This is a genomic window from Streptomyces sp. NPDC087440 (genome assembly GCF_044744005.1).
Classification (GTDB): Bacteria; Actinomycetota; Actinomycetes; order Streptomycetales; family Streptomycetaceae; genus Streptomyces.
On sequence record NZ_JBIUXN010000018.1, the window covers coordinates 182,183 to 207,106 of the forward strand.

Sequence of the window (24,924 nt, forward strand, 5' to 3'; positions counted from 1 at the left end):
CGGTGCATGTCGTACTCGCCGGTGGGGGGACCGCCGGCCACATCGAGCCCGCGCTCGCCCTCGCGGACGCCCTGCGCAGGCAGGACCCCACCGTGGGGATCACGGCCCTCGGCACGGAACGCGGCCTGGAGACCAGGCTCGTTCCGGAACGCGGTTACGAACTCGGGCTGATCCCCGCAGTGCCGCTGCCCCGCAAGCCCACCCCCGAACTGATCACCGTCCCCGGGCGGCTGCGCGGCACCATCAAGGCCGCCGAGCAGATCCTGGAGCGCACCAAGGCCGACTGCGTGGTCGGCTTCGGCGGCTACGTGGCACTGCCCGGCTACCTCGCGGCCAAGCGCCTCGGCGTGCCGATCATCGTCCACGAGGCCAACGCCCGTCCCGGCCTGGCCAACAAGATCGGTTCGCGGTACGCGGCCGCCGTCGCGGTCTCCACGCCCGACAGCAAGCTGCGGGGCGCCCGCTACATCGGCATCCCGCTGCGCCGCACCATCGCCACGCTGGACCGCGGGGCCGTGCGCCCCGAGGCGCGCGCCGCGTTCGGGCTCGACCCGAACCTGCCGACGCTGCTGGTGTCCGGCGGCTCGCAGGGCGCCCGCCGCCTCAACGAGGTCGTCCAGCAGGCCGCCCCGTACCTCCAGCGCGCCGGAATCCAGATCCTGCACGCGGTCGGCCCGAAGAACGAACTGCCGCGCGTGGACAACATGCCCGGAATGCCGCCCTACATCCCGGTACCGTACGTGGACCGGATGGACCTGGCGTACGCCGCGGCGGACATGATGCTCTGCCGCGCGGGCGCCATGACGGTGGCCGAACTCTCCGCCGTCGGGCTCCCGGCCGCCTACGTCCCGCTGCCCATCGGCAACGGCGAACAGCGGCTCAACGCCCAGCCGGTGGTCAACGCGGGCGGCGGCCTGCTGGTCGACGACGCGGCGCTCACCCCCGAGTGGGTGCAGGGCAACGTCCTTCCGGTGCTCGCCGATCCGCACCGGCTGTACGAGATGTCGCGCGCGGCCGCCGAGTTCGGCCGCCGGGACGCCGACGACCTGCTCGTCGGCATGGTCTACCAGGCGATCGCAGCACGCAGGGCCGGCTGACCGGTCCCCGCACAAGGAGACGAGGGGCACGTGGCCGGACCCGGCACCCGCGAACGCGGCGGCAGACAGAAGACGGTTCCGGCCACACCCCGGGCGTCCCGCGAGGGACGCCCGGGCGGACGGCTCGGGCTGCTGAAGCGGCTGCGGAGAACTTCCCCCGGCCGCCCGGTCGTGCTGCTCCTCGCCGCCGCCGTCCTGCTCTCGGGCGGCATCGTCTGGGCCCTCTACGGCTCCACCTGGCTGCGCGTCGAACAGGTCCGGGCCACCGGCACCCGGGTGCTGACGCCCCAGCAGGTGCTGGACGCGGCGGCCGTGCCCACCGGCATTCCGATGATCTCCGTGGACACCGGTGCCATAGAGGACCGGCTGCGCAGGGAATTGCCGCGAATCGACACGATCGACGTGGTCCGGTCGTGGCCGCACGGAATCGGGCTGAAAGTGACGGAGCGAAAGCCCGTCCTGCTGCTCTCCGAAGGCCCTTCCGCGGCGCGCAAGTTCACCGAAGTGGACAGAAACGGTGTGCGGTTCGCCACTGTGACAAAGCCGACCGCCGGGGTACCGCGACTCGACATGGCGGCCACCCGATCCCCGAGTCTGCGCCGGTTCGGCGAACAGCGCCTGCTGGCCGAGGCGGTCCGGGTCGCCGGTGGGCTTCCGGCCGCCGTGGCCCGTAACCTGACGGTGGTGAAGGTGACTTCGTACGACTCGATCACACTGGAACTGGGCCGTGACCGCAGCGTTTTCTGGGGCAGTGGTGAGAGTGGCGAGGCCAAGTCCCGGGCCCTTCTCGCCCTGATGAAAGCGGCCCCCGACGCGAAGCACTTCGATGTGAGTGCCCCCACCGCCCCGGCGTCATCGGGGAGTTGACGGACTTTCGGGCCGGTCAACCCCCTGGTTGGTCAGCGATATGGGTGATCACATAGGGTGAAAAGAAAAACGGGAGGTTCGGCGTGTTCGTTGAACGCGCACCACTTGTCGACTTAGTGTCCTGTTCGGAAGAGTCCAAGGAACAGACACACTGGTAACCCTAAACTTCAGCGTTAGGGTTCGGGTCGGCGTTCGGACCGTCCCAAATCGGCATCAGTCGTCGCGGCGCTGCAAACTCCGTGGCGGCACGTAAATCGAGGCGAGAGGCCTTCGACGTGGCAGCACCGCAGAACTACCTCGCAGTCATCAAGGTCATCGGTGTCGGCGGCGGTGGTGTCAATGCCATCAACCGGATGATCGAGGTCGGTCTGAAGGGCGTCGAGTTCATCGCCATCAACACCGACGCGCAAGCGCTGTTGATGAGCGACGCCGACGTCAAGCTGGACGTCGGCCGTGAACTCACCCGAGGACTTGGCGCAGGCGCCAACCCCGACGTCGGTCGCAAGGCGGCCGAGGACCACCGTGAGGAGATCGAGGAGGTCCTCAAGGGGGCCGACATGGTCTTCGTGACGGCAGGCGAAGGCGGTGGCACCGGAACCGGTGGCGCCCCCGTCGTCGCCAACATCGCCCGCTCGCTGGGCGCCCTGACGATCGGTGTGGTCACCCGCCCGTTCACCTTCGAGGGCCGGCGGCGTGCGAACCAGGCGGAGGACGGCATCGCCCAGCTCCGCGAAGAGGTCGACACCCTCATCGTCATCCCCAACGACCGACTGCTGTCGATCAGCGACCGTCAGGTCTCCGTCCTCGACGCCTTCAAGTCGGCCGACCAGGTCCTGCTGTCCGGTGTCCAGGGCATCACCGACCTGATCACCACCCCGGGTCTGATCAACCTCGACTTCGCCGACGTCAAGTCGGTCATGTCCGAGGCCGGTTCGGCGCTCATGGGCATCGGCTCGGCGCGCGGCGACGACCGTGCGGTGGCGGCGGCGGAAATGGCGATCTCCTCGCCGCTCCTGGAAGCCTCCATCGACGGCGCACGCGGTGTGCTGCTCTCCATCTCCGGCGGCTCCGACCTCGGTCTCTTCGAGATCAACGAGGCGGCCCAGCTGGTCAGCGAGGCCGCCCACCCCGAGGCCAACATCATCTTCGGCGCCGTCATCGACGACGCCCTGGGCGACGAGGTACGGGTCACCGTCATCGCCGCCGGATTCGACGGCGGACAGCCGCCGGCCCGGCGCGAGAACGTGCTGGGCGCCGGTGCGCAGAAGCGCGAGGAGAGCGCCCCGCAGACGCGCCCCGCGCCGGAGCCGACCCGGCCGACCGGCATCGGTTCCGTCCCGGTGCGCGAGGAGGCCCCGGCCCCGGTCGAGCAGCCCGCCCCGGCGAGCGAGCTCCCCGTACAGACGAATCCGCCGCACGTCCCGCCGGCCCGCCCGTCCTACGCGGACACCTCGGCCGAAGAGCTGGACGTACCGGACTTCCTGAAGTGATCCGGATCGTCTAGGTGATACAGCGGTACGACGACGAGAACGGCGCGCACGCCGCCTTCACCGACAGGTGGGGCGGGGTGAGCGCCGTTCCGTACGAGCAGCTCAATCTGGGCGGGGCGGTCGGCGACGACCCCGACGCCGTGCGGGCCAACCGGAAGCTGGCGGCCGAGTCCCTGGGGCTCGACCCGGCGCGGGTGGTCTGGATGAACCAGGTGCACGGGCGGGATGTGGCCGTGGTCGACGGGCCCTGGGCCCCCGGTGCGGACATCCCCTCGGTCGACGCCCTCGTGACGTCCCGTCGGGGGCTCGCCCTCGCGGTGCTCACCGCGGACTGCACCCCCGTCCTGCTGGCCGACCCCGTCGCCGGGGTGACCGGGGCGGCGCACGCGGGACGGCCCGGAATGCTGGCGGGGGTCGTGCCCTCGGTGGTCGAGGCGATGGTCGCGCTCGGCGCCGAGCCCTCCCGGACGCACGCGTGGACCGGGCCCGCCGTGTGCGGCAAGTGCTACGAAGTGCCCGAGCAGATGCGGGCGGACGCCGCCTCGGTCGAACCGGCCTGCTGGGCCGAGACCAGCTGGGGCACCCCGGCGGTCGACGTGACGGCCGGAGTGCACGCCCAGCTCGCGGCGCTCGGGGTGCGCAGCCGGTCGCAGTCGCCGGTGTGCACGCGCGAGTCGCACGACCACTTCTCCTACCGGCGGGACCGGACCACGGGACGGCTCGCCGGATATGTCTGGCTGGACGGATAGGGCAGATGGACCGTACGGAAGACGCCGCCGCTCTCGCGGTGCGCAAGGACGAACTCGCCTCGAACCTGGCGCAAGTGGAGGAACGTATCTCCTCCGCTTGTGCAGCTGTCGGGCGCGCGCGTGAAGAAGTGACCCTGATCGTGGTCACCAAGACCTACCCGGCGAGCGATGTGCGCCTGCTCGCGGAGCTGGGGGTGCGTCATGTCGCCGAGAACCGCGACCAGGACGCCGCCCCCAAGGCCGCCGCATCGGCGGACCTGCCGCTGACCTGGCACTTCGTCGGGCAGTTGCAGACCAACAAGGTGCGTTCGGTGGTCGGTTACGCGGACGTGGTGCAGTCCGTGGACCGGCTGAAGCTGGTCGGCTCGCTGTCCGCCGCGGCACTGCGGGCCGAGCGCGAGGTCGGCTGCCTGCTCCAGGTGGCCCTGGACGCCGAAGTGGGCGAAAGGGGTGAAAGGGGCGGTGTCGGACCGGACGGCATCGAGGAGTTGGCCGCCGCGGTGGCCGCCGCCGAGGGGCTGCGGCTGGACGGCCTGATGACCGTCGCGCCGCTGTCGGGCCCGTACGCGGGCCGCCAACGGGCCGCCTTCGAGCGGTTGATGGAAATCTCGACCCGCCTGCGCACCGCACATCCGGCTGCCACCATGGTGTCTGCGGGAATGAGCGCGGACCTCGACGAGGCAGTGGCGGCCGGTGCGACACATGTGCGCGTCGGCACTGCGGTACTCGGCGTGCGCCCTCGCCTCGGGTAACGTCGCGAAGCAGTCGGACCACAGCAGAAAATATGGTCATCCCCACTATTCGGGGGCAGGCCCAGTGGATCGCTGGCACTTGGTGACGAGGCCGATCCACCACAGAGCGGAGGACTCAGGAAATGGCCGGCGCTATGCGCAAGATGGCGGTCTACCTCGGCCTCGTGGAGGACGATGGGTACGACGGCCGGGGTTTTGACCCCGACGACGACTTCGAACCCGAGCCCGAGCCGGAGCGCGACCACCGTCGCCACCAGCCCCCGCACCAGGTCGAGCGGGAACGGGACGAACCGGTACGAGCGGTACAGCCGCCGGCCCCCCGCGAGCCCGTTCAGCTTCCGGCGGAAAGCGGACGACCTGCACGAATCGCCCCCGTGGCGTCCATCACACCTGAACGTCCGAGCCTGGAGAAGAACGCACCGGTGATCATGCCCAAGGTCGTGTCCGAGCGGGAGCCGTACCGCATCACCACGTTGCACCCCCGGACCTACAACGAGGCCCGTACCATCGGGGAACACTTCCGCGAGGGCACTCCGGTGATCATGAACCTCACGGAGATGGACGACACCGACGCGAAGCGACTTGTCGACTTTGCCGCAGGTCTTGTCTTCGGTCTGCATGGCAGCATTGAGCGAGTGACGCAGAAGGTGTTCCTGTTGTCGCCTGCTAACGTCGATGTCACGGCGGAGGACAAGGCCCGTATCGCAGAGGGCGGTTTCTTCAACCAGAGCTGACAGAGCCGAGAGCAGGACCACCGGGAACAACCGGCCACCGAGGCCGGACCGAGGCGTGAGCCAGGGGAGAGGGAAGCACGGGAATGGGCATCGCACTGGACGTGATCTACATCGCGTTGATGTGTTTCCTCGTCGTGCTGATCTTCCGGCTCGTCATGGACTACGTCTTCCAGTTTGCCCGCTCGTGGCAACCCGGCAAGGCGATGGTGGTCGTTCTGGAGGCCACCTACACTGTCACCGATCCACCGCTCAAGCTTCTGCGGCGGTTCATTCCGCCGCTGCGTCTCGGGGGCGTGGCACTCGACCTGTCCTTCTTCGTTCTGATGATCATCGTCTACATCCTGATCAGCATCGTGAACAACGTTGCGAGCAGGGTGTGAGCGATACGGTCTTGCCGACTGCCGACGACTACGTAGAGGTGAAGAAGAGATGCCGCTGACCCCCGAGGACGTGCGGAACAAGCAGTTCACGACCGTCCGCCTCCGAGAAGGCTATGACGAGGACGAGGTTGACGCCTTCCTCGACGAGGTCGAGTCCGAACTGACCCGCCTGCTCCGCGAAAACGAGGACCTGCGCGCCAAGCTGGCCGCGGCGACCCGTGCGGCAGCGCAGAACCAGCAGCAGCAGGGCATGCGCAAGCCGGAACCGCAGGACAACCGGCCCGGTGGCCCGGGCGCGCCCGTCCCCGCGGCCATATCCGGACCGCCCCAGCAGCAGCAGCCCCCGCAGCAGCAGCAGATGCAGCAGCAGGGCGGCCAGCTCCAGCTCCCCGCGGGCCCCGGCGGCCAGCAGGGTCCCGGTCCGATGGGCCAGGGCCCCGGTCCGATGCAGGGCGGCCCCATGGGTCAGGGCCCCGGCCCGATGCAGGGCCAGCACGGTCCCGGCCCGATGGGCCAGAACCCCATGCAGCAGCAGGGTGGCCCGATGGGTCAGCCGCAGGGCATGGGTCAGGGCCCGATGGGTGGCCCCGGTCCGATGGGCCAGCCCCCGATGCAGCAGCAGCCTCCGATGCAGCAGCCCGGTGGCGACAGTGCCGCCCGCGTGCTCTCGCTGGCGCAGCAGACCGCCGACCAGGCGATCGCGGAGGCCCGTTCCGAGGCCAACAAGATCGTCGGCGAGGCTCGTTCGCGCGCCGAGGGCCTGGAGCGGGACGCCCGCGCCAAGGCTGACGCGCTGGAGCGGGACGCGCAGGAGAAGCACCGCGTCGCGATGGGCTCCCTGGAGTCCGCCCGCGCCACGCTGGAGCGCAAGGTCGAGGACCTGCGTGGCTTCGAGCGCGAGTACCGCACGCGTCTGAAGTCCTACCTGGAGTCGCAGCTGCGTCAGCTGGAGACCCAGGCCGACGACTCGCTCGCTCCGCCGCGGACCCCGGCGACGGCCTCGCTGCCGCCGGCCCCGCAGATGAGCAGCACGATGGCTCCGGCCGGGGCGTCCTCCATGGGGCACTCCATGGGCGGCAACCCGTCGATGGGCGCGCCCTCTCCGATGGGTGGCGGCCAGGGCAACGGTGCTCCCTCCTACGGTGGGCAGCAGCAGATGGCTCCGGCCATGACGCAGCCGATGGCACCGGTGCGGCCGCAGGGCCAGCCGCCGATGCAGCAGGCGCCGTCGCCGATGCGGGGCTTCCTCATTGACGAGGACGACAACTGAGGCCGGTAGTGCGCGTGATGAACGCGTAGCCGTCGGCAGGCTGAGGGGCGGGCCCCGGGACTTTACGGTCCTGGGGCCCGCCCCTTTTGCCGTGGGCGGGGGCGGTACGGGGGTGGGGCGGGGCCCCTTTGGACTCGGCGTCCGGCGTGGGGGCTGGGCGGGGGCTGCCGGGGTGGGCCGGGAGCGGGAGGGGCCGCCCCCTTGGACGTGCGTCCGGCGTGGGTGTTGGGCGGGGGCTCCCGGCCCCGTGGCCCGAGGGGGCCTGCCGGGGGCTCCGCCCCCGGACCCCCGGGTTTCGCCCCGGTCCCGCCCCTTTCCCTAAAGCGCTCGCCGCGCGGCTTGTTTGTGGTTGCTCGCGCAGTTCCCCGCGCCCCTGAAGGGGCACGGGAAAGGGGGCGGTCCCGGAAGTGGTTGTTTCCGGGGCCGCCCCCTTGGGGGACTGTGGGATCAGACCTTGCGCAGGTGGAAGGTCAGGGAGAGGGGCTCGTCCGTGAAGGCCTCGCCGTAGGAGGAGTCCGGGGAGCCCTCCGCGTAGTCCGTGGCCAGGACCTCGTCGGAGATCAGGGGGGCGTGGTGGGCCAGCGCCTCCGCCGTCTCCGGGGAGGTCGAGGTCCAGCGCACCGCGATGCGGTCGGCCACGTCCAGGCCCGAGTTCTTGCGGGCCTCCTGGATCAGCCGGATCGCGTCACGGGCCAGGCCCGCCTTGCGGAGTTCGGGGGTGATTTCGAGGTCGAGGGCGACCGTGGCGCCGGAGTCGGAGGCCACCGACCAGCCCTCGCGGGGGGTCTCGGTGATGATGACCTCCTCGGGGGTGAGGAGGATCGTCTCGCCGTTCACGACGAGGGGGGCCTCGCCGTCGCGCAGGGCGAGGGAGAGGGCCGCGGCGTCGGCGGCGGCGACCGCCTTCGCCACGTCCTGGACGCCCTTGCCGAAGCGCTTGCCCAGCGCACGGAAGTTCGCCTTGGCGGTCGTGTCGACCAGCGAGCCGCCGACCTCGGAGAGCGACGCCAGGGAGGTGACGTTCAGTTCCTCGGTGATCTGCGCCTGGAGCTCCGGGGAGAGCGCGGAGAAGCCGGTCGCCGCGACCAGGGCGCGGGACAGGGGCTGGCGGGTCTTGACGCCGGACTCGGCGCGCGTGGCGCGGCCCAGCTCGACCAGACGACGTACCAGAGCCATCTGCGTGGAGAGGGTCGGGTCGATGGCCGCGAGGTCGGCCTTCGGCCAGGTGGAGAGGTGGACGGACTCGGGCGCGTCGGGGGTGACCGGCACGACCATGTCCTGCCAGACCCGCTCCGTGATGAAGGGGGTCAGCGGGGCCATCAGGCGGGTGACTGTCTCGACGACGTCGTGCAGCGTGCGCAGGGCCGCCTTGTCGCCCTGCCAGAAGCGGCGGCGCGAGCGGCGGACGTACCAGTTGGAGAGGTCGTCGACGAAGGCCGAGAGGAGCTTGCCGGCGCGCTGGGTGTCGTACGACTCCATGGCGACGGTGACCTGGTCGACCAGTGCGTTCAGCTCGGACAGCAGCCAGCGGTCGAGGACCGTGCGCTCGGCGGGGGCCGGGTCGGCGGCGCTGGGCGCCCACGACGACGTACGGGCGTACAGGGCCTGGAAGGCGACCGTGTTCCAGTACGTGAGGAGGGTCTTGCGGACGACCTCCTGGATGGTGCCGTGGCCGACGCGGCGGGCCGCCCACGGGGAGCCGCCGGCCGCCATGAACCAGCGCACGGCGTCGGCGCCGTGCTGGTCCATCAGCGGGATGGGCTGGAGGATGTTGCCCAGGTGCTTGGACATCTTGCGGCCGTCCTCGGCGAGGATGTGGCCGAGGCAGACCACGTTCTCGTAGGACGACTTGTCGAAGACCAGCGTGCCGATCGCCATCAGGGTGTAGAACCAGCCGCGCGTCTGGTCGATGGCCTCCGAGATGAACTGCGCCGGGTAGCGCTTCTCGAAGATCTCCTTGTTCTTGTACGGGTAGCCCCACTGCGCGAACGGCATCGAGCCGGAGTCGTACCAGGCGTCGATGACCTCGGGGACGCGCGTCGCGGTGAGCGAGCAGCCCTCGTGGGTGCAGGGGAAGGTGACGTCGTCGATGTACGGGCGGTGCGGGTCCAGGGCGGAGAGGTCCTGGCCGGTCAGCTCGGAGAGCTCGGCGCGGGAGCCGACGCAGGTGAGGTGGTTCTCCTCGCAGCGCCAGATGGGCAGCGGGGTGCCCCAGTAGCGGTTGCGGGACAGCGCCCAGTCGATGTTGTTGTTCAGCCAGTCGCCGAAGCGGCCGTGCTTGACCGTCTCGGGGTACCAGTTGGTCTTCTCGTTCTCTTCGAGGAGACGGTCCTTGACGGCGGTCGTGCGGACGTACCAGGACGGCTGCGCGTAGTAGAGCAGGGCCGTGTGGCAGCGCCAGCAGTGCGGGTAGCTGTGCTCGTACGGGACGTGGCGGAAGAGCAGGCCGCGGGCGTCGAGGTCGGCGGTGAGCTTCTCGTCGGCCTTCTTGAAGAAGACGCCGCCGACGAGGGGGACTTCTTCTTCGAAGGTGCCGTCGGGGCGGACCGGGTTCACGACCGGGAGGCCGTACGACTTGCAGACGAGGAGGTCGTCGGCGCCGAAGGCGGGGGACTGGTGGACGAGGCCGGTGCCGTCCTCGGTGGTGACGTAGTCGGCGTTGACGACGTAGTGCGCCTCGGCCGGGAACTCGACCAGGTCGAAGGGGCGCTGGTAGGTCCAGCGCTCCATCTCGGCGCCGGTGAAGGACTCGCCGGTCGTCGTCCAGCCCTCGCCGAGGGCCTTTTCGAGCAGCGGCTCGGCGACGACGAGCTTCTCCTCGCCGTTGGTGGCGACGACGTAACGGACCGTCGGGTGGGCGGCGACGGCCGTGTTGGACACCAGGGTCCAGGGGGTCGTCGTCCAGACCAGGAGCGCGGCCTGACCCGCGAGGGGCCCGCCGGTCAGGGGGAAGCGGACGAAGACCGAGGGGTCGACGACCGTCTCGTAGCCCTGCGCCAGTTCGTGGTCGGAGAGGCCGGTGCCGCAGCGGGGGCACCAGGGGGCGACGCGGTAGTCCTGGGTGAGGAGGCCCTTGTTGAAGATCTCCTTCAGCGACCACCAGACGGACTCGACGTACTCCGGGTCCATCGTGCGGTACGCGTCGTCCAGGTCGACCCAGTAGCCCATGCGCTGGGTCAGCTCGGCGAAGGCGTCGGTGTGGCGGGTGACGGACTCGCGGCACTTGTCGTTGAACGCGGCGATGCCGTAGTTCTCGATGTCCTGCTTGCCGCTGAAGCCGAGCTCCTTCTCGACGGCCAGCTCGACCGGGAGGCCGTGGCAGTCCCAGCCGGCCTTGCGGCCGACGTGGTAGCCCTGCATCGTGCGGAAGCGGGGGAAGACGTCCTTGAAGACGCGGGCCTCGATGTGGTGGGCGCCGGGCATGCCGTTGGCGGTCGGCGGGCCCTCGTAGAAGACCCACTCCGGGCGGCCCTCGGACGCCTCCAGGGACTTCGAGAAGACCTTGGCCTGCTCCCAGAACTCCAGCACGGCGTGTTCGAGGGCGGGCAGGTCGACCTGCGCGGGGACCGGGTTGTACTGCGGCGGTGTCATCAGGTGCTCTTCCTCCGGCGGACTGGTGCTTCCGTCGGAGGGACGAGAGCGATGCTGCTGCTCCCGCGGTACCACCCTCCTTGGCCCCGGACGACGTGCGTCCGCGGCCCCCTCATTAGGGGCGCGATGCCGGGTCTACTCGCCGCGCGGTCGTGCTTGCCGTGCGCGGGCTTTCTTCCGGCGGCTCCGGGGTGATGCTTCACGCCGTGCTCGCCCCCGGGCTCTCACCGTCCCCGGATCGCTCATCGCTGCGTGCGGCGCTACTCGGCCCCATCGATGCCTTTCGCTCCGGCCAGTGTACGGGGCGGGGTGCGAGGCGGCTCACCGGTTTTCGGCGGGGAGGCGGGCGGGGGCCGGTGTGACCCGAATGGGCATACGGGGGCGAACGGGCTCCGGGCCCGGTCCGGCGGTGCGATTACCCGGCGGAGAGCTGGGCACAACGGATGCAGGTTCGTCGGGACACGGCGGTGGGAGGGCGGAATCGGCGGTGTGCCCCGTTGCCGCGGCGTTGGGGTCGATTTATCGTCCCAGCACGATGCGCGTGCAAGATCACAAAATGTGAAGGGGCCGCGGCCATGGTGGCTGAGAAGACCGCCGCAACGAAGAAGACGGCGTCGAAGAGAACCACTGGAGCAGCGGCTTCCGGGACGGAAGAAGGGGCGGACGCCGCGACGAAGAAGGCGGCTGCGTCGGCGGGGGAGGCTCCTGCCAAGAAGGTCGCCAAGAAGGCTGCCACGAAGGTCGCTGCCAAGAAGGCTCCGGCGAAGAAGGTGGCTGCCTCGGCGAAGAAGGCCGCCGCCGAGGAGGTTCCGGCCAAGGAGGCCCCGGCGAAGAAGGCCGTCGCGAAGAAGAGTGCGGCGAAGAAGACGACGGGGAAGAAAGCGGCTGTGAAGAAGGCGGCTGCCGACGAGGCCGTCACCGATGGGCCGGAGACCGCGGATGTGGCCGCGGCGACCGGGAAACAGGCCGCGTCCGCGGCCGAGGGGGCGGCCCAGGCCGCGGAGACGGGAGCCGAGACGGTGGTTGCGAAGAAGAGTCCGGGCGGAGCGGCGACGGCCAGGAAGAAGGCGGTGCCGCCGGCCCGTGCCACGACGGCCGTGGTGCCGGGGCAGCTGGCGGTCCGGCCGGGGGAGGACCCCTGGACGCCGGACGAGATCGCCGAGGCCCGGGCCGAGCTGGACAGCGAGATCCTGCGGCTGCGGGCCGAGATCGTCTCCGCGGAGGAGGCGCTGAGCGGGCTGATGCGGGACTCCGGGGACAGCGCGGGGGACGACGACGCGGACACCGGCACGAAGAACATGACGCGTGAGCACGAGATGTCGCTGGCGGCGAACGCCCGGGAGATGTTGGAGCAGACGGAGCGGGCACGGGACCGGCTGGACGCGTGGACGTACGGGATCTGTGAGAACTGCGGGAAGCCGATTGGGAAGGCGCGGGTGCAGGCGTTTCCGCGGGCGACGTTGTGTGTGGAGTGCAAGCAGAAGCAGGAGAGGCGGTACTAGGGGCGGGCGTGTCCGGTACGGGGGTGGGGCGGGGGTTCTGTGGACGGGCGGCCGGCGGGGGGCTTGGCCCTTGGGCCGGTGTGGGGGTGGGCCGGTGGCGAGAGGGCCGGGAGCGGGGTGGGCCCGTGTCGGGTGGGCCGCCCCCTTGCCCGCCCGTTCCGCCCCCTTGGGGCGGCCCCGTCGCCCAAGGGGGCGGGGGTGGGGAGGGCGGCCCGTTGCCCAAGGGGGCCGGAGGAAGGGGGAGGCGGCCTCGGCCTCCAAGGGGCTCAGGGAAGGGGGGACGTGGCCTCGGCGTCCAAAGGGCTCGGGGAAGGGGGAGGGAGGCTTGGGGGTGGGGTCGTACGGGTGTGCCGTAGTCTCGTGCCCATCAGGAACGAGGGCGAGGGACTGACGTGGCAGAGGCGGAGCGCACCATCGGTACGCCGGATGACGAAGAGGCCAGCGTGGGCGAGAAGTCGGCCGAGGGTGGGGCGACCGCCGTCGGGTCGGTCAAGCGGAAGCTGCCGATGCTCCTGGTCATCGCGCTGATCGCGTACGCGCTCGACCTCGGCAGCAAGCTGCTCGTCGTGGCCAAGCTGGAGCCCAGCGGCGAGACGATCAACGTGATCGGTGATCTCCTCACGCTCCGGGCGATCCGCAACCCGGGGGCCGCGTTCGGGCTCGGTGAGGCGTACACGATCGTCTTCACCGTCATCGCCGCCTCGGTGATCGTGGTGATCGCCCGGCTCGCGCGCAAGCTCTACAGCGTGCCGTGGGCCATCGCGCTGGGGCTGCTGCTCGGCGGGGCGCTCGGCAATCTCACCGACCGGATCTTCCGTACGCCCGGATTCCTGGAGGGGGCGGTCGTCGACTTCATCGCGCCCGCGCACTTCGCGGTCTTCAACCTGGCGGACTCGGCCGTGGTGTGCGGTGGAATCCTGATCGTGATCCTGTCGTTCAAGGGCCTGGACCCGGACGGGACCGTCCACAAGAGCTGAGGTCAGGGGCGTGCGGTAAGGGCTTGTCGGTGCGGTCCTGCATACTCGACGGGTGAGTACGATTCCCGAGATCCGAACCCTGCCCGTTCCCGATGGCCTTGAGGGCGAGCGCGTCGACGCCGCCATTTCCCGGATGTTCGGGTTCTCCCGGACCAAGGCGGCCGAGCTCGCCGCTGCCGGAAAGGTCCAGGTCGACGGCTCGGTGGTCGGGAAGTCCGAGCGCGTGCACGGCGGAGCCTGGCTCGAGGTCGAGATGCCCGCGCCCGCCGCGCCCGTCCAGATCGTCGCCGAGCCCGTCGAGGGCATGGAGATCATCCATGACGACGACGACGTGCTGGTGATCGTGAAGCCGGTGGGCGTCGCGGCCCACCCGAGCCCCGGCTGGACCGGGACGACCGTCATCGGTGGCCTCGCGGCCGCCGGGTACCGGATCTCCACGTCCGGCGCCGCCGAGCGCCAGGGCATCGTGCACCGGCTCGACGTCGGCACGTCCGGCCTGATGGTCGTCGCCAAGTCCGAGCGCGCGTACACCTCGCTCAAGCAGCAGTTCCGCGAGCGGACGGTGGACAAGCGGTACCACGCGCTGGTGCAGGGGCACCCGGACCCGATGAGCGGGACCATCGACGCGCCGATCGGCCGTCATCCGAACCACGACTACAAGTGGGCCGTGGTGGCCGAGGGCAAGCCCTCGGTGACGCACTACGACCTCATCGAGGCGTTCCGGGCCGCGTCGCTGCTGGACATCAAGCTGGAGACGGGGCGCACGCACCAGATCCGGGTGCACATGTCCGCCCACCGTCACCCCTGCGTCGGCGACACGACGTACGGCGCCGACCCCACGATCTCCAAGCGGCTCGGGCTGACCCGGCAGTGGCTGCATGCGATGCGGCTCGGGTTCACGCATCCGGGCAGTGGGGACTGGGTCGAGTTCGAGAGTGCGTATCCGGCGGATCTGCAGCATGCGCTGGATGTGATTCGGGCGGAGAGCGAGTGAGCTCCGGGGGCGGTTCGGCCGGGGTGTCTGTGTCGTCCGTGGCGTATGTGGTGCGGGTGGCTGAGGGGGCCGAGGACCTGGAGGCGTGCTTCGCCGTGCGCAAGGAGGTCTTCGTGGTCGAGCAGGAGGTGCCCGCGGAGCTGGAGTACGACGCGTACGACGCTCGTGCGGTGCATGTCCTGGCGGTCGGCGAGGACGGCACGCCGCTGGGGACGGGGCGGCTCCTGTACGGGGCGGACGCGGCGGGGAAGACCGGTGCGGGGCCCGAGGTGGGATCGCTGGGGCGGCTCGCGGTGAGTGCGGGGGCGCGGGGGCTCGGGGTCGGGGCGGCGCTGGTGCGGGGGATCGAGGAGGCGGCTCGGGGGGCTGGGCTGACCGAGGTCGATCTGCATGCGCAGACGCATGCGCTCGGGTTTTATGAGCGGTTGGGGTATGTGGCGTACGGGCCCGTGTTTTTGGATGCGGGGATTGAGCATCGGGGGATGAGGCGGGGGTTGCGGGGGTAGGGGGGTGCGGGGGTAAGGGTGGGCGCCTTCCCGTGTCGGGGCTTCGGCTCTGGGCTGCTTGGGCAGGGGGTCCCCAGCCCCGCCCCTTCACCTAAACCAGCGGGGGCATGCACGGTTCCCGTGCGGGTGGGTGGGTGGTTGCTCGCGCAGTTCCCCGCGCCCCTGAAGGGGCACGGGAGGGAGCGCCCGCGCGGCGGAGCCGCAGATCGGTACAGTCTCGCGCCCCTATAGGGGTGCTTTTGTGCTGGTATGGGGGGTTCGTGGGACGCTGGGGGTCTTGATCGTTCAGCTTCGGAGGCGTGCCCGTGGATCAGTTGGCCCTGTTGTTCGTGCTGCTGCTCGGGGCGGTGGTCTCCGTACCGCTGGGGGAGCGGCTGGGGCTTCCCGCGCCGGTGCTGATGACCTTGGCCGGGGTTGTGCTGGCCCTGATCCCCTTCGTACCCAATCCGGACATCCCGCCGGAGTACATCCTTCCGCTGGTGTTGCCGCCGCTGTTGTACGCCGCCGTGCAGCGGACCTCCTGGCGGCAGTTCACCGCCAACTTCCGGCCCATTCTGCTGCTGGCCGTGGCCCTGGTGTTCGTGACCACGGCGGCCGTCGCGGCCGTGGCGAACGCCGTGGTGCCGGGGCTGCCGATCGCTGCCGCCGTCGCGCTGGGGGCGTTGGTGGCGCCGCCGGACCCCGTGGCGGCGACCGCTGTGGCGGGGTCGCTGGGGCTGCCCCGGCGGCTGGTCTCGATCCTGGAGGGGGAGGGGCTGTTCAACGACGTCACGGCGATCGTGCTGTACCACGTGGCGATCGGGGCGGCGGTGAGCGGGACGTTCTCCTGGCCCGCCGCGATGGGTGAGCTGGTCCTGTCGGCGGTCGTCGCCGTGGTGGTCGGGGGCGGGCTCGGGTGGGCCAGCAACAAGCTGATGGGGCTGCTCGGGGACGCGACGCTGCAGATCGGGCTGACCTTGCTGGTGCCGTTCGTCAGCTATGTGCTGGCGGAGGAGTTCATGGGGTCGGGGGTGCTGGCGGTGCTCACCTCCGCGTTGTACCTGGCGTCCCACGCGGTCGACGCCGACGACGTCCAGGGACGGCTGGCCGGGCAGACCTTCTGGCAGGTCGTGGACACGCTCGTGACGGGCGTCGCCTTCGGACTCATCGGGCTGGAGCTGCACAGCGTCTTCGGGCTCGCCGACGGGCGGTTCGGGCAGATGCTCGGGTGGGGGGCGGCCGTGGTGGTTGTGGTGGTCGGGGTGCGGTTGTTGTGGCTGCTGCCCGCGACGTGGCTGGCGAAGCGGCTGCACAAGCGGCGGGACGTGGACGAGGACATTCCCATGACCTGGCGGGAGACCGTCGTCATGTGGTGGGCGGGGATGCGGGGCGTGGCGTCGGTGGCGCTGGTGCTCGCCATTCCGTTGAAGACGGATGCGGGGGAGCCGTTCCCGGCGCGGGACGAGATTCTGTTCATCGCGTTCTGCGTGATCATGACGACTTTGGTCTTCCAGGGGCTGACCCTGCCCTGGCTGGTGCGGAAGCTCGGGGTGCGGGCGGACTCCGACGCCGAGCGGGAGCTGGAGCACACGCTCGCGGTGCGGGCGGCGAAGGCGGCGCGGCGGCGGCTCAAGGAGATCGAGGAGGTCGAGGAGCTGCCGGAGGAGGTGTCCGAGCGGTTGCAGCGCGGAGCCTTCGACATCGGGGCGCGGATCAGCCCGGACATCGTGGACGAGGAGCGGCGCGAGGCGTACGCGTCCCGGGCGGAGCGGGTGAAGGCCGTGATGCGGATCCAGCGGGAAATGATGTCGGCGGCCCGGCACGAGGTGCTGGCGGCGAGGAACGAGGCGGGGGTCGACCCGGAGGTGGTCGACCGGGTACTCCACCAGCTGGACCTGCGGAGCATGAGGTAGGGGACCGGGGGCCGGGGGCTGCATCGAAGGGTGTAGTGCCGGGTCGGCAGTGGGCAGGACGCATGGGCTGCCGGGGGCCGTGACGATGAAAGGGCACAGCGGTCACGGGAGTAGGCAGGGGTGGGCAGGATGCGTACAGGAGTGGTGGAGGCACCCGGCGGGACCGGGACGTCCGGCGGGACCCGGCCGAGGGGTGAGATCGCACCCGGCGGCGGCGCGGCACCCGGCAGGCGGTTGCCGCTGTTGGACGTGCTGCGGGGAGCGGCCATTCTCGGCACGCTCATGACGAACGTGTGGATCTTCGCGGGCCCCGGGGCCGAACTCGGGATTCTGCAAGGGGGGATGAGCACCCCGCTGACCGACGGGTCCGTGAGCGGGGCGGCCGAGGGGATCTTCCGGCTGCTGGCCGACGGGAAGTTCCTGTCGCTGCTGACGATCCTGTTCGGCGTCGGGCTCGCCATCCAGTTCGAGTCGGCCCGGCGGCGCGGGACGCCCTGGCCCGGACCGTACAAGTGGCGGGCGCTGTTCCTCTTCGCCGAGGGGACCGTGCACTTCGTGTTCGTCTTCGCCTGGGACGTGCTCATGGGGTACGCCGTCACCGCCCTGCTCGTCGCCTGGTCGCTCACCCGCAGCGAGCGGTTCCGGAAGATCCTGATGTGGGGACAGGGAGCGCTGCACCTCACACTGATGCTGGCCGGGACGTGGCTGCTCGCGGCGGCGGACAACGGGGGGAAGGACACGATCGACTCCGAGACCGTCGCCCTGTACGCCGAGGGGAGTTACGTCGAGCAGGTGCTCGTCCGGTTGCAGAACGCCCTCGTGCTGAGGCTGGAGCCGGTGCTCACCTTCGGGCTGCTGGTCTTCCTGTTCCTGCTCGGTGTGCGGCTGCTGCGGGCCGGGGCCTTCGGGGACGACGAGCGCGGGCGGGCGCTGCGGGGGCGGCTGCTGCGGTGGGGGCTCGGGATCGGGGTGCCGCTCACCGTCGCCGCCGGGATCGGCGGCGGTGACTTCTTCCTGATCGAGCGGTACGTCGCCGCGCCGATCGTCGCCCTCGGGCTCATCGGCCTCGTCGGCGCCCTCCTCGACCGGGCCCGGGGCTCCTCGTGGCTGGTCGCCGGGCTCAGTGCGGTCGGACGGTGCGCGCTGTCCTGCTACGTGCTGCAGAACGTCCTGTGCGTGCTGGTCTTCTACGGTTTCGGGCTCGGCCTCGCCGCCGAGTGGGGCGGGCACGGGCCCTGGTGGGTGATGGGCGTCTGGGCCGGGGTCGGCGCGCTGCTGATGGGGCTCTCCACGCTCTGGCTGCGCCGGTTCGCGCAGGGGCCGCTGGAATCCGTACAGAAGAAGTTGCTGGGGAGGTAGCCGGATGCGGAGAGGCCGGGTTCCCCCAGGGGAACCCGGCCTCCTGCGTGCCTGGGTCCTAGCCTCGGCCCGTGCGCGGCTGGGCGCCGTCGTGCGCGGGGGACGGGGCCGCCGTGGAGCGGCGGGCGGCCGCACCCCGGGCGCCCGGGGCCGGGGCGTCGTCGTCGGTGCGGATGTCCGCGTTGTTGGTGTGGATCTCCTCGGGGCGCGGGGCCCGGCCGTTGGAGGAGGCACGGGACAGCCACTGGTCGCCCGGGGGCGGGACCGCCTCCGCGGTGTTGACCTTGGGGAGGGCGTAGGGGTGCTCGGCGCACAGCCAGTGCAGCATCTGCTCGCGGACGGCGCAGCGTACGGTCCAGATGTCGTCGGCGTCCTTCGCGGTGACCACGACCCGCACCTCCATGGTGTTCGGGGTGGTGTCCGTCACGGCGAGGCTCCAGTCGCGGCCGTCCCAGGACGGGGTGGCGGACAGGATCTCGCGGAGCTTGTCGCGCATCGCGGCGACCGGGGCGTGGTGGTCGAGCTGGAAGAAGACGGTGCCGGTCATCTGCGCGCCGCCGCGCGACCAGTTCTCGAAGGGCTTGCTGGTGAAGTACGACACGGGCATCGTGATCCGGCGCTCGTCCCAGGTGCGTACGGCCAGGAAGGTCAGGGTGACCTCCTCCACCACGCCCCACTCGCCGTCCACGACCACCGTGTCCCCGATGCGCACCATGTCGCCGAACGCGATCTGGAAGCCCGCGAAGAGGTTGCCGAGCGTCGACTGGGCGGCGACACCGGCGACGATTCCGATGATTCCCGCCGAGGCCAGCATCGACTTCCCGATGGCCTGCATGTTCGGGAAGGTCATGAGCATGGCGGCCACCGCGACCACGCCGACGACGGCCGTCACGATCCGCATGATCAGGGTGACCTGCGTGCGGACCCGCCGCACGCGCGCGGCGTCCCGCGACTGCTGGGAGGCGTAGCGGGCGTACGACGACTCGACGATCGTCGACGCCACCCGCACGATCAGCCAGGCCGTCGCGGCGATGAGGACCAGGGACAGGACCTGGCCGATGCCCTCCTCGTGGTCCTCGATGAGCGTGAGCTTCGTCTGGTCGTACGCACCGCGCAGCAGCGCGGCGAGCAGGACGACCATCAGGGGTGGCCGACAGCGGCGCAGCAGCCCCCACAACGGGGTCTCGTGGTGTCGGGCGTCGGCCCGGCGCAGCACCACGTCGACGATCCAGCCGACGAACAAGGTGAGTACGACCGAGCCGCCCAGCACGATCAACGGACGCAGTACGTTCTCCATGACTTCGCGACTCCGGCGCTGGTGGCAGGATGGACGGAATGGACATCATTCTTTTCCACTCCGTCTACGGTCTGCGCCCGGCCGTGCACGCCGCCGCGATGCGGTTGCGCGCTTCCGGGCACCAGGTGCACGTGCCCGACCTGTACGAAGGTCAAACGGCCGACACCGTCGAGGAGGGCCAGGCGGTCCTGGACAAGATCGGCCGCGAGGAGCTGCTGCGCCGGGCCGTGCTGGCCGCCGCACCCCACTCCGACAAGGGCCTGGTGTACGCCGGTTTCTCCTGGGGCGGCGCGGTCGCGCAGAACCTCGCGCTGGGCGACGAGAAGGCCCGGGGGCTGCTGCTCCTGCACGGCACCTCGGACCTCGCCGAGGACACCTCGGTGGACGAGCTGCCGGTGCAGCTGCACATCGCCGACCCCGACCCCTTCGAGTCCGACGACTGGCTGAACGCCTGGTACCTCCAGATGCAGCGGGCCGGGGCGGACGTCGAGATCTACCGGTACGCCGGGGCCGGACACCTGTACACCGACGCGGAGCTGCCCGACTTCGACGAGGCCGCCGCCGAGCAGACCTGGCAGGTCGCGCTGGGGTTCCTGGAGACGCTGTGACCCAGGCGGGGACGGGCCGGTGGGCCCGTCCCCGCGGGCGCGCGGGTCAGCGCACCGGCTGGTACACCCGCTCCACGCGCTGGGTGCCGGTCCGGGTCCGGTAGGACCTGCGCCAGGCGCTCGTGGCGTCCTTGCGGGTCTTGTCGGACACCGCGTAGTAGTCCATCTGCGAGTGCTCGGGCGTCACGTCCAGGACGCCGTACCCGTGCGAGTCCATGTCGACGTACTTCACATGGCGGTTGGTGGCCTTCACCGCCGCGCCCGCCGCCAGCGACAGGGTCTGCGGGGCGACGTGCAGCATGTCGTCCAGGTTGTCGGAGGTGATCGAGGTGATCACGAACTCGACGCCCGCCGAGCCCGAGGCCGGGTAGGTGGCGGCCTTCACCGGCACGTCGTTGGCCCAGGACATGTGGATGTCGCCGGTGAGGAAGACCGTGTTGGAGATCCCCCGGTCCTTGAGGTGCCCGATCAGCTCCTTGCGGTCGTCGGTGTAGCCGTCCCACTGGTCGGTGTTGACGGCGATGCCCTCCTTGGGCAGCCCCACCAGCTCGGCGATCGGCTCGAAGAGGTGCGCCGGTACGGAGCCGAAGGCGATCGGCGAGATCATCACCGAGGTGCCGACCAGCTTCCAGGAGGCGTCGGAGGCGGCCAGTCCCGACTTCAGCCAGTCGAGCTGGGCGCGGCCGGTGATCGTACGGTCCGGGTCGTCGACCTTGCCGCTGCCGACCTTCGCCTGCTCCGAGCGGAAGGAGCGCAGGTCCAGGAGGTGCAGATCGGCCAGCTTGCCCCAGCGCAGGTGCCGGTAGACGGTGCCGGCGGTGGAGGCGCGTACCGGCATCCACTCGAAGTAGGCCTGCTTGGCGGCGGCCATGCGCGCCGACCAGTCGCCCTCGGCGCCGGGGGTGTGGTTCTCGGCGCCGCCCGACCAGGTGTCGTTGGCGAACTCGTGGTCGTCCCAGATCGCGACGACCGGGTGTCTGTGGTGCAGGGCCTGGAGGTCGGGGTCGGTCTTGTACGTGCCGTGCCGCAGCCGGTAGTCGGCGAGGGTGACGATCTCGTGCCGCGGCTCGTGCGGGCGCACGACGTACTTCGGCTCCGGGTAGCCGCCCGTCGCGTACTCGTAGATGTAGTCGCCCAGGTGCAGGACCGCGTCCAGGTCGGAGCGGGCCGCGAGATGGCGGTACGGGGAGAAGTACCCGGACTCCCAGTTGGCGCAGGACACCACGCCGAAGCGCACGCCCGCGACGGCGGAACCGGCGGCCGGGGTGGTGCGGGTGCGGGCGGCAGGGGAGAAGGCGTCGCCGCAGGAGAAGCGGAAGTAATAGTCGGTCGCCTGGCGCAAGCCCCTTACATCGACCTTCACCGTGTGGTCGGTGGCGGCGCTCGCGGTCGTCGTCCCCCGCGCGACGACCCGGGCGAACGCCTTGTCCTCCGCGACCTCCCAGGCGACCGCGATGTCGGGACCGGCCCCGGAGCCGGGCGTGGCCTCCGGCGTCGGGGTGATGCGGGTCCAGAGCAGGACGCCGTCCGGCAGCGGGTCCCCGGAGGCCACCCCGTGCAGGAACGCGGGGGTGGCGGCGGGCGCCGCGTGGGCGGAGGCGGCGGAGGTCGCGGCGAGCGCCGGAGCGACGAGAGCGGTGGCGGCGGCGGCCTTCAGGGCCGTGCGGCGGGACGGGGTCCCCGTGGCGGGGGAGACACCCGTGGCAGGAGTGAGTTGACTGGTCACGGGTGATCACATTACTGACCAGTACGCACAGCGGGTGGGCGAACAGTGAAGGTTCACCCACCCGTTGACCAGGCGTTCAGCGCGGTTCGACGGGCCGACACTCCGTCGAGGTGACGGAGCGTCGGCCCGTCGGCCTGATGGTCCGTCAGGCCTTCAGGGCCTTCTCCATCGCCGCCTGGAAGTCCGCCGGGGCCATCGGGGCGGCCTCGGTGCCCTCCTTGACGACCGTCTTGCCGTCCATCTTCAGCGTCGGCGTGCCCTTGATGCCGCTGCCGTCGAACTTCTCCGACATCTTCAGCGCCCAGGCGTCGAAGGTGCCGCCCTTGACCGCGTCCTGGAACTTCTTGTTGCCCTTGAGGGCGGGGACCTGGTCGGCGACCTTGATCAGGTAGTTGTCGTCGGCGAACTTGTCGTCGCGCTCGTCGGGGTGGTTGGCCTGCGAGTACAGCTTGCCCTTGTACTCCAGGAAGGCCTCGCCGCTCACATTCAGCGCGGCGCCCAGCGCGCTGGTGGCGTTCTTGGAGCCCTCGCCGCCGGCCATGTTGTCGATGAAGGTCGCGCCGATGTACTGGACCTTGTACTTGCCCGCGTCGACGTCCTTCTTCACCTGCTCGCCGTTGGCCTGCTCGAAGGCGGCGCAGCTCGGGCAGCGCGGGTCCTCGAAGAGCTGGAGGGTCTTCTTCGCCTCGGCCTTGCCGATGACGACGGTGGTGCCGTCGGCGCCCGTGGTGTTGGCGGGCTTGGTGATGGCGGAGGAGTCCTTGGCGGTCTCGGCGGCGGCCTCCCAGGCCTTCGGCTTGTTCGCCTGGACGACGAAGTAGCCGACGCCGCCCGCGATGGCGAGGACGGCCACGACGGAACCGGCGACGACGAGCTGGCGCTTGGTCTTGTCCTTCTTCGCCTGCCGCTCGCGCTCTGCCTTCAGCCGCTCGCGGGCCGCTGCCTTGTTCGCCTGGTTGTTGCGTGCGCTCATGATCGTTTCACTCCGTGGGTACTGAAATCTGCCGTACGAGGGTCTGCCGGGCCCGGTGGGGCTCAGGCGGCGAGGGAGAACCCGGCGGCGGGCGGACCGCGCCGCCCCACGGAGTGCACGAGGTGCCGGGTGCGCAGCGCGGCGGCCGCGTCCCGGTGCGCCGCCGGACGCGCGGCACCCCGTACGGCGAAGAAGCCCGCCACGGAGGCCGCCGCGAGCAGCAGCGGCCGGAACGCCAGGCAGGCGGTCGCCCGGATCAGCCGGGCCAGCGCCGCCTCGCCGCGCCGCAGCCACAGCGCGGCCAGCAGCCCGACCGCCAGGTGCGCCCCCAGCAGCAGCCAGGGCAGCGCGGGGTCGGGGGAGGCCAGCAGGACGGTGAGGCGTTCCTTCGCACCGGCGTGGACGAAGGGGGTGCCGACCGGGGTGCCGCCGCACAGCACGTCGAGCCCGAAGGAGCGCAACGCACCGGCGACGGGACCGCCGGACGGCCCGTAACAGACATGCTGTCCGGTGGTGAAGAGGGTGTCCGCCGCCAGTTCCAGCGGCACCAGCAGGGCGGCTATCGGCCCGAAGCCGCGCTCCCGCCCGGCCAGTGCGTACGCGAGGGCGAACACGGCGGCGCCGAGGGCGGCGACCGTGATCGGCGGCAGCGGGACTCCGGACAGCAGCACGTGCGAACCCACGGACAGCGTCACGACGATCGCCGTGAAGAGCGCTGCCCGCAGGATGCGAAGCGGAGTCCTGGATATGCCCATCGTCAGTGAGTGTGCCACGGCCCCCGGTAAGGGCCTTCTAAGGGCTACAGACCTGTGATCCGACCGTTGCGGAACAGGTCCACGAAGATCTGGTGGTCGGCCCTCGCCCGCGCCCCGTAGCTGTGCGCGAAGTCCACGAGCAGCTCGCCGAAGCTCTCCTCGTCGGCGGCGATCGCCGCGTCGATGGCCCGCTCGGTGGAGAACGGGACCAGCGAGTGGCCGCTCTCGTCGTCGGCCGCCGCGTGCATGGTGGCGGTCGCCCGGCCGAGGTCGGCGACGACGGCCGCGATCTCGTCGGGCTCGTCGATGTCCGACCAGTCCAGGTCCACCGCGTACGGCGACACCTCGGCGACCAGCTGGCCCTGGCCGTCCAGCTCGGTCCAGCCCAGCCAGGGGTCGGCGTTGACCTGGAGGGCGCGCTGCGAGATGACCGTGCGGTGGCCCTCGTGCTGGAAGTAGTCGCGCACGGCGGCGTCGGTGATGTGCCGGGAGACCGCCGGGGTCTGGCCCTGCTTCATGTAGATGATCACGTCGTTCTCCAGGGCGTCGCTGTTGCCCTCGAGAAGGATGTTGTACGAGGGCAGGCCCGCCGAGCCGATGCCGATGCCCCGGCGTCCGACGACGTCCTTCACGCGGTACGAGTCCGGGCGGGTCAGCGAGGACTCCGGCAGCGTCTCCAGGTAGCCGTCGAAGGCCGCCAGGACCTTGTACCGGGTGGCGGCGTCCAGGTCGATGGAGCCGCCGCCGGGGGAGAAGCGGCGCTCGAACTCGCGGATCTCCGTCATGGAGTCGAGGAGGGAGAACCGGGTCAGGGAGCGGGCGTCGCGCAGGGCGTCCAGCAGCGGGCCCTGGGCGGTGTCCAGGGTGAAGGGCGGCACCTCGTCGTTCTTGGCGCCGGTGGCGAGCTGGTGGACGCGCTCGCGGTAGGCGGCCGCGTACACCCGCACCAGGTCGCCGATCTGCTCGTCGCCCAGCGCCTTCTGGTAGCCGATGAGGGCGATCGAGGCGGCGAAGCGCTTGAGGTCCCAGGTGAAGGGGCCGACGTACGCCTCGTCGAAGTCGTTGACGTTGAAGATCAGGCGGCCTTCGGCGTCCATGTAGGTGCCGAAGTTCTCGGCGTGCAGGTCGCCGTGGATCCACACCCGGGAGGTGCGCTCGTCCAGGTACGGGCCCGCGTGCTGCTCGCGCTCCTGGTCGGCGTAGAACAGGCAGGCGGTGCCCCGGTAGAAGGCGAACGCGGAGGCGGCCATCTTGCGGAACTTGACCCGGAAGGCCGCCGGGTCGGCGGCCAGGAGCTGGCCGAAGGCGGTGTCGAACACGGCGAGGATCTCCTCGCCGCGCTGGGTGGCTTCTGTCTGCGGAACCGACATCGCCGGGGCCTCCTGGTGCGGGCGTTCATGTGCGT

Annotated in this window: 21 protein-coding genes; 15 read left to right on the forward strand and 6 right to left on the reverse strand. The window is 70.8% G+C overall.

The genetic code is table 11. The features are described from left to right. The first annotated feature begins 2 nt into the window (after positions 1-2). The 8 genes from murG to ACIO3O_RS30650 all read left to right on the forward strand — a co-directional run bounded on the left by murG (position 3) and on the right by ACIO3O_RS30650 (position 7,339). Complete coding sequence (murG, locus tag ACIO3O_RS30615) at positions 3-1,097, forward strand: undecaprenyldiphospho-muramoylpentapeptide beta-N-acetylglucosaminyltransferase (RefSeq protein WP_401751491.1); 1,095 nt, start codon at positions 3-5, stop codon at positions 1,095-1,097. A 30-nt stretch (positions 1,098-1,127) separates the two neighbouring features. Beyond that, the gene (locus ACIO3O_RS30620; protein ID WP_401751492.1) at positions 1,128-1,964 is read left to right on the forward strand and encodes a cell division protein FtsQ/DivIB; all 837 of its coding nucleotides are present in this window, start codon (positions 1,128-1,130) and stop codon (positions 1,962-1,964) included. Positions 1,965-2,239: 275 nt separating this feature from the next. Next, positions 2,240-3,454 carry a cell division protein FtsZ gene (gene ftsZ, locus ACIO3O_RS30625; RefSeq protein WP_401751494.1) on the forward strand — a complete coding sequence of 405 codons (1,215 nt, stop codon included), beginning with the start codon at positions 2,240-2,242 and terminating at the stop codon, positions 3,452-3,454. Positions 3,455-3,468: 14 nt separating this feature from the next. Continuing rightward, a complete protein-coding gene (gene pgeF / locus ACIO3O_RS30630; protein ID WP_401751496.1) occupies positions 3,469-4,203 on the forward strand; it encodes a peptidoglycan editing factor PgeF in 735 nt (244 codons plus the stop codon). A 5-nt stretch (positions 4,204-4,208) separates the two neighbouring features. Further along, positions 4,209-4,955, forward strand: a complete 747-nt coding sequence (locus ACIO3O_RS30635) for a YggS family pyridoxal phosphate-dependent enzyme (protein ID WP_401751497.1) — start codon at positions 4,209-4,211, stop codon at positions 4,953-4,955. A gap of 122 nt (positions 4,956-5,077) precedes the next feature. Continuing rightward, a complete protein-coding gene (locus tag ACIO3O_RS30640) occupies positions 5,078-5,689 on the forward strand; it encodes a cell division protein SepF (protein WP_189821709.1) in 612 nt (203 codons plus the stop codon). 83 nt (positions 5,690-5,772) lie between these two features. Further along, the gene (locus ACIO3O_RS30645; protein ID WP_401751500.1) at positions 5,773-6,069 is read left to right on the forward strand and encodes a YggT family protein; all 297 of its coding nucleotides are present in this window, start codon (positions 5,773-5,775) and stop codon (positions 6,067-6,069) included. Positions 6,070-6,118: 49 nt separating this feature from the next. Then, the gene (locus ACIO3O_RS30650) at positions 6,119-7,339 is read left to right on the forward strand and encodes a DivIVA domain-containing protein (protein ID WP_401751502.1); all 1,221 of its coding nucleotides are present in this window, start codon (positions 6,119-6,121) and stop codon (positions 7,337-7,339) included. A gap of 447 nt (positions 7,340-7,786) precedes the next feature. Here ACIO3O_RS30650 and ileS read toward each other — a convergent pair whose 3' ends face one another. Continuing rightward, positions 7,787-10,930: an isoleucine--tRNA ligase gene (gene ileS, locus ACIO3O_RS30655; RefSeq protein ID WP_401751503.1), complete on the reverse strand. Its 3,144-nt coding sequence runs from the start codon at positions 10,928-10,930 to the stop codon at positions 7,787-7,789. 575 nt (positions 10,931-11,505) lie between these two features. Between ileS and ACIO3O_RS30660 the strand changes: the two genes are divergently transcribed. From ACIO3O_RS30660 to ACIO3O_RS30685, 6 genes are all read left to right on the forward strand, one after another. Continuing rightward, positions 11,506-12,432 carry a TraR/DksA family transcriptional regulator gene (locus tag ACIO3O_RS30660; protein WP_401751505.1) on the forward strand — a complete coding sequence of 309 codons (927 nt, stop codon included), beginning with the start codon at positions 11,506-11,508 and terminating at the stop codon, positions 12,430-12,432. A gap of 392 nt (positions 12,433-12,824) precedes the next feature. Further along, complete coding sequence (lspA, locus tag ACIO3O_RS30665; protein ID WP_401751507.1) at positions 12,825-13,409, forward strand: signal peptidase II; 585 nt, start codon at positions 12,825-12,827, stop codon at positions 13,407-13,409. A gap of 52 nt (positions 13,410-13,461) precedes the next feature. Continuing rightward, positions 13,462-14,403, forward strand: a complete 942-nt coding sequence (locus tag ACIO3O_RS30670; protein ID WP_401751509.1) for an RluA family pseudouridine synthase — start codon at positions 13,462-13,464, stop codon at positions 14,401-14,403. 38 nt (positions 14,404-14,441) lie between these two features. Next, the gene (locus ACIO3O_RS30675) at positions 14,442-14,909 is read left to right on the forward strand and encodes a GNAT family N-acetyltransferase (RefSeq protein WP_401751549.1); all 468 of its coding nucleotides are present in this window, start codon (positions 14,442-14,444) and stop codon (positions 14,907-14,909) included. A 305-nt stretch (positions 14,910-15,214) separates the two neighbouring features. Then, entirely contained in the window at positions 15,215-16,801 is a 1,587-nt protein-coding gene (locus ACIO3O_RS30680) for a Na+/H+ antiporter (protein WP_401751511.1), read from the forward strand. A 129-nt stretch (positions 16,802-16,930) separates the two neighbouring features. Further along, positions 16,931-18,160 (forward strand): DUF418 domain-containing protein, encoded by a 1,230-nt coding sequence (locus ACIO3O_RS30685; RefSeq protein ID WP_401751513.1) that lies wholly within the window; start codon positions 16,931-16,933, stop codon positions 18,158-18,160. A gap of 58 nt (positions 18,161-18,218) precedes the next feature. On the opposite strand, the gene ACIO3O_RS30690 is transcribed toward ACIO3O_RS30685, so the two are convergent. Beyond that, positions 18,219-19,457, reverse strand: a complete 1,239-nt coding sequence (locus ACIO3O_RS30690; protein WP_401751515.1) for a mechanosensitive ion channel family protein — start codon at positions 19,455-19,457, stop codon at positions 18,219-18,221. A 29-nt stretch (positions 19,458-19,486) separates the two neighbouring features. Here ACIO3O_RS30690 and ACIO3O_RS30695 point away from each other — a divergent pair, with 29 nt between their 5' ends. Beyond that, entirely contained in the window at positions 19,487-20,065 is a 579-nt protein-coding gene (locus ACIO3O_RS30695) for a dienelactone hydrolase family protein (protein WP_401751516.1), read from the forward strand. Positions 20,066-20,111: 46 nt separating this feature from the next. Here the strand turns inward: ACIO3O_RS30695 and ACIO3O_RS30700 are convergent, their stop codons facing one another. The 4 genes from ACIO3O_RS30700 to ACIO3O_RS30715 all read right to left on the reverse strand — a co-directional run bounded on the left by ACIO3O_RS30700 (position 20,112) and on the right by ACIO3O_RS30715 (position 24,889). Then, positions 20,112-21,791 carry an alkaline phosphatase D family protein gene (locus ACIO3O_RS30700; RefSeq protein ID WP_401751518.1) on the reverse strand — a complete coding sequence of 560 codons (1,680 nt, stop codon included), beginning with the start codon at positions 21,789-21,791 and terminating at the stop codon, positions 20,112-20,114. A 145-nt stretch (positions 21,792-21,936) separates the two neighbouring features. After that, complete coding sequence (locus tag ACIO3O_RS30705; RefSeq protein WP_401751520.1) at positions 21,937-22,764, reverse strand: thioredoxin domain-containing protein; 828 nt, start codon at positions 22,762-22,764, stop codon at positions 21,937-21,939. Positions 22,765-22,826: 62 nt separating this feature from the next. Continuing rightward, complete coding sequence (locus tag ACIO3O_RS30710) at positions 22,827-23,519, reverse strand: hypothetical protein (protein ID WP_401751522.1); 693 nt, start codon at positions 23,517-23,519, stop codon at positions 22,827-22,829. 44 nt (positions 23,520-23,563) lie between these two features. Continuing rightward, complete coding sequence (locus tag ACIO3O_RS30715; protein ID WP_401751524.1) at positions 23,564-24,889, reverse strand: DUF2252 domain-containing protein; 1,326 nt, start codon at positions 24,887-24,889, stop codon at positions 23,564-23,566. Positions 24,890-24,924 lie beyond the last annotated feature (35 nt).

What these genes read in the sequence shown, in the direction of transcription:
- ACIO3O_RS30705 (WP_401751520.1), bottom strand. Translation starts at nt 22,764, where the DNA reads ATGAGCGCACGCAACAACCAGGCGAACAAGGCAGCGGCCCGCGAGCGG.
- ACIO3O_RS30690 (WP_401751515.1), bottom strand. Translation starts at nt 19,457, where the DNA reads ATGGAGAACGTACTGCGTCCGTTGATCGTGCTGGGCGGCTCGGTCGTA.
- ACIO3O_RS30645 (WP_401751500.1), top strand. Translation starts at nt 5,773, where the DNA reads ATGGGCATCGCACTGGACGTGATCTACATCGCGTTGATGTGTTTCCTC.
- ACIO3O_RS30715 (WP_401751524.1), bottom strand. Translation starts at nt 24,889, where the DNA reads ATGTCGGTTCCGCAGACAGAAGCCACCCAGCGCGGCGAGGAGATCCTC.
- ACIO3O_RS30640 (WP_189821709.1), top strand. Translation starts at nt 5,078, where the DNA reads ATGGCCGGCGCTATGCGCAAGATGGCGGTCTACCTCGGCCTCGTGGAG.
- ileS (WP_401751503.1), bottom strand. Translation starts at nt 10,930, where the DNA reads ATGACACCGCCGCAGTACAACCCGGTCCCCGCGCAGGTCGACCTGCCC.
- ACIO3O_RS30635 (WP_401751497.1), top strand. Translation starts at nt 4,209, where the DNA reads ATGGACCGTACGGAAGACGCCGCCGCTCTCGCGGTGCGCAAGGACGAA.
- ACIO3O_RS30710 (WP_401751522.1), bottom strand. Translation starts at nt 23,519, where the DNA reads ATGGGCATATCCAGGACTCCGCTTCGCATCCTGCGGGCAGCGCTCTTC.
- ACIO3O_RS30650 (WP_401751502.1), top strand. Translation starts at nt 6,119, where the DNA reads ATGCCGCTGACCCCCGAGGACGTGCGGAACAAGCAGTTCACGACCGTC.
- ACIO3O_RS30660 (WP_401751505.1), top strand. Translation starts at nt 11,506, where the DNA reads ATGGTGGCTGAGAAGACCGCCGCAACGAAGAAGACGGCGTCGAAGAGA.
- ACIO3O_RS30685 (WP_401751513.1), top strand. Translation starts at nt 16,931, where the DNA reads ATGCGTACAGGAGTGGTGGAGGCACCCGGCGGGACCGGGACGTCCGGC.
- ACIO3O_RS30695 (WP_401751516.1), top strand. Translation starts at nt 19,487, where the DNA reads ATGGACGGAATGGACATCATTCTTTTCCACTCCGTCTACGGTCTGCGC.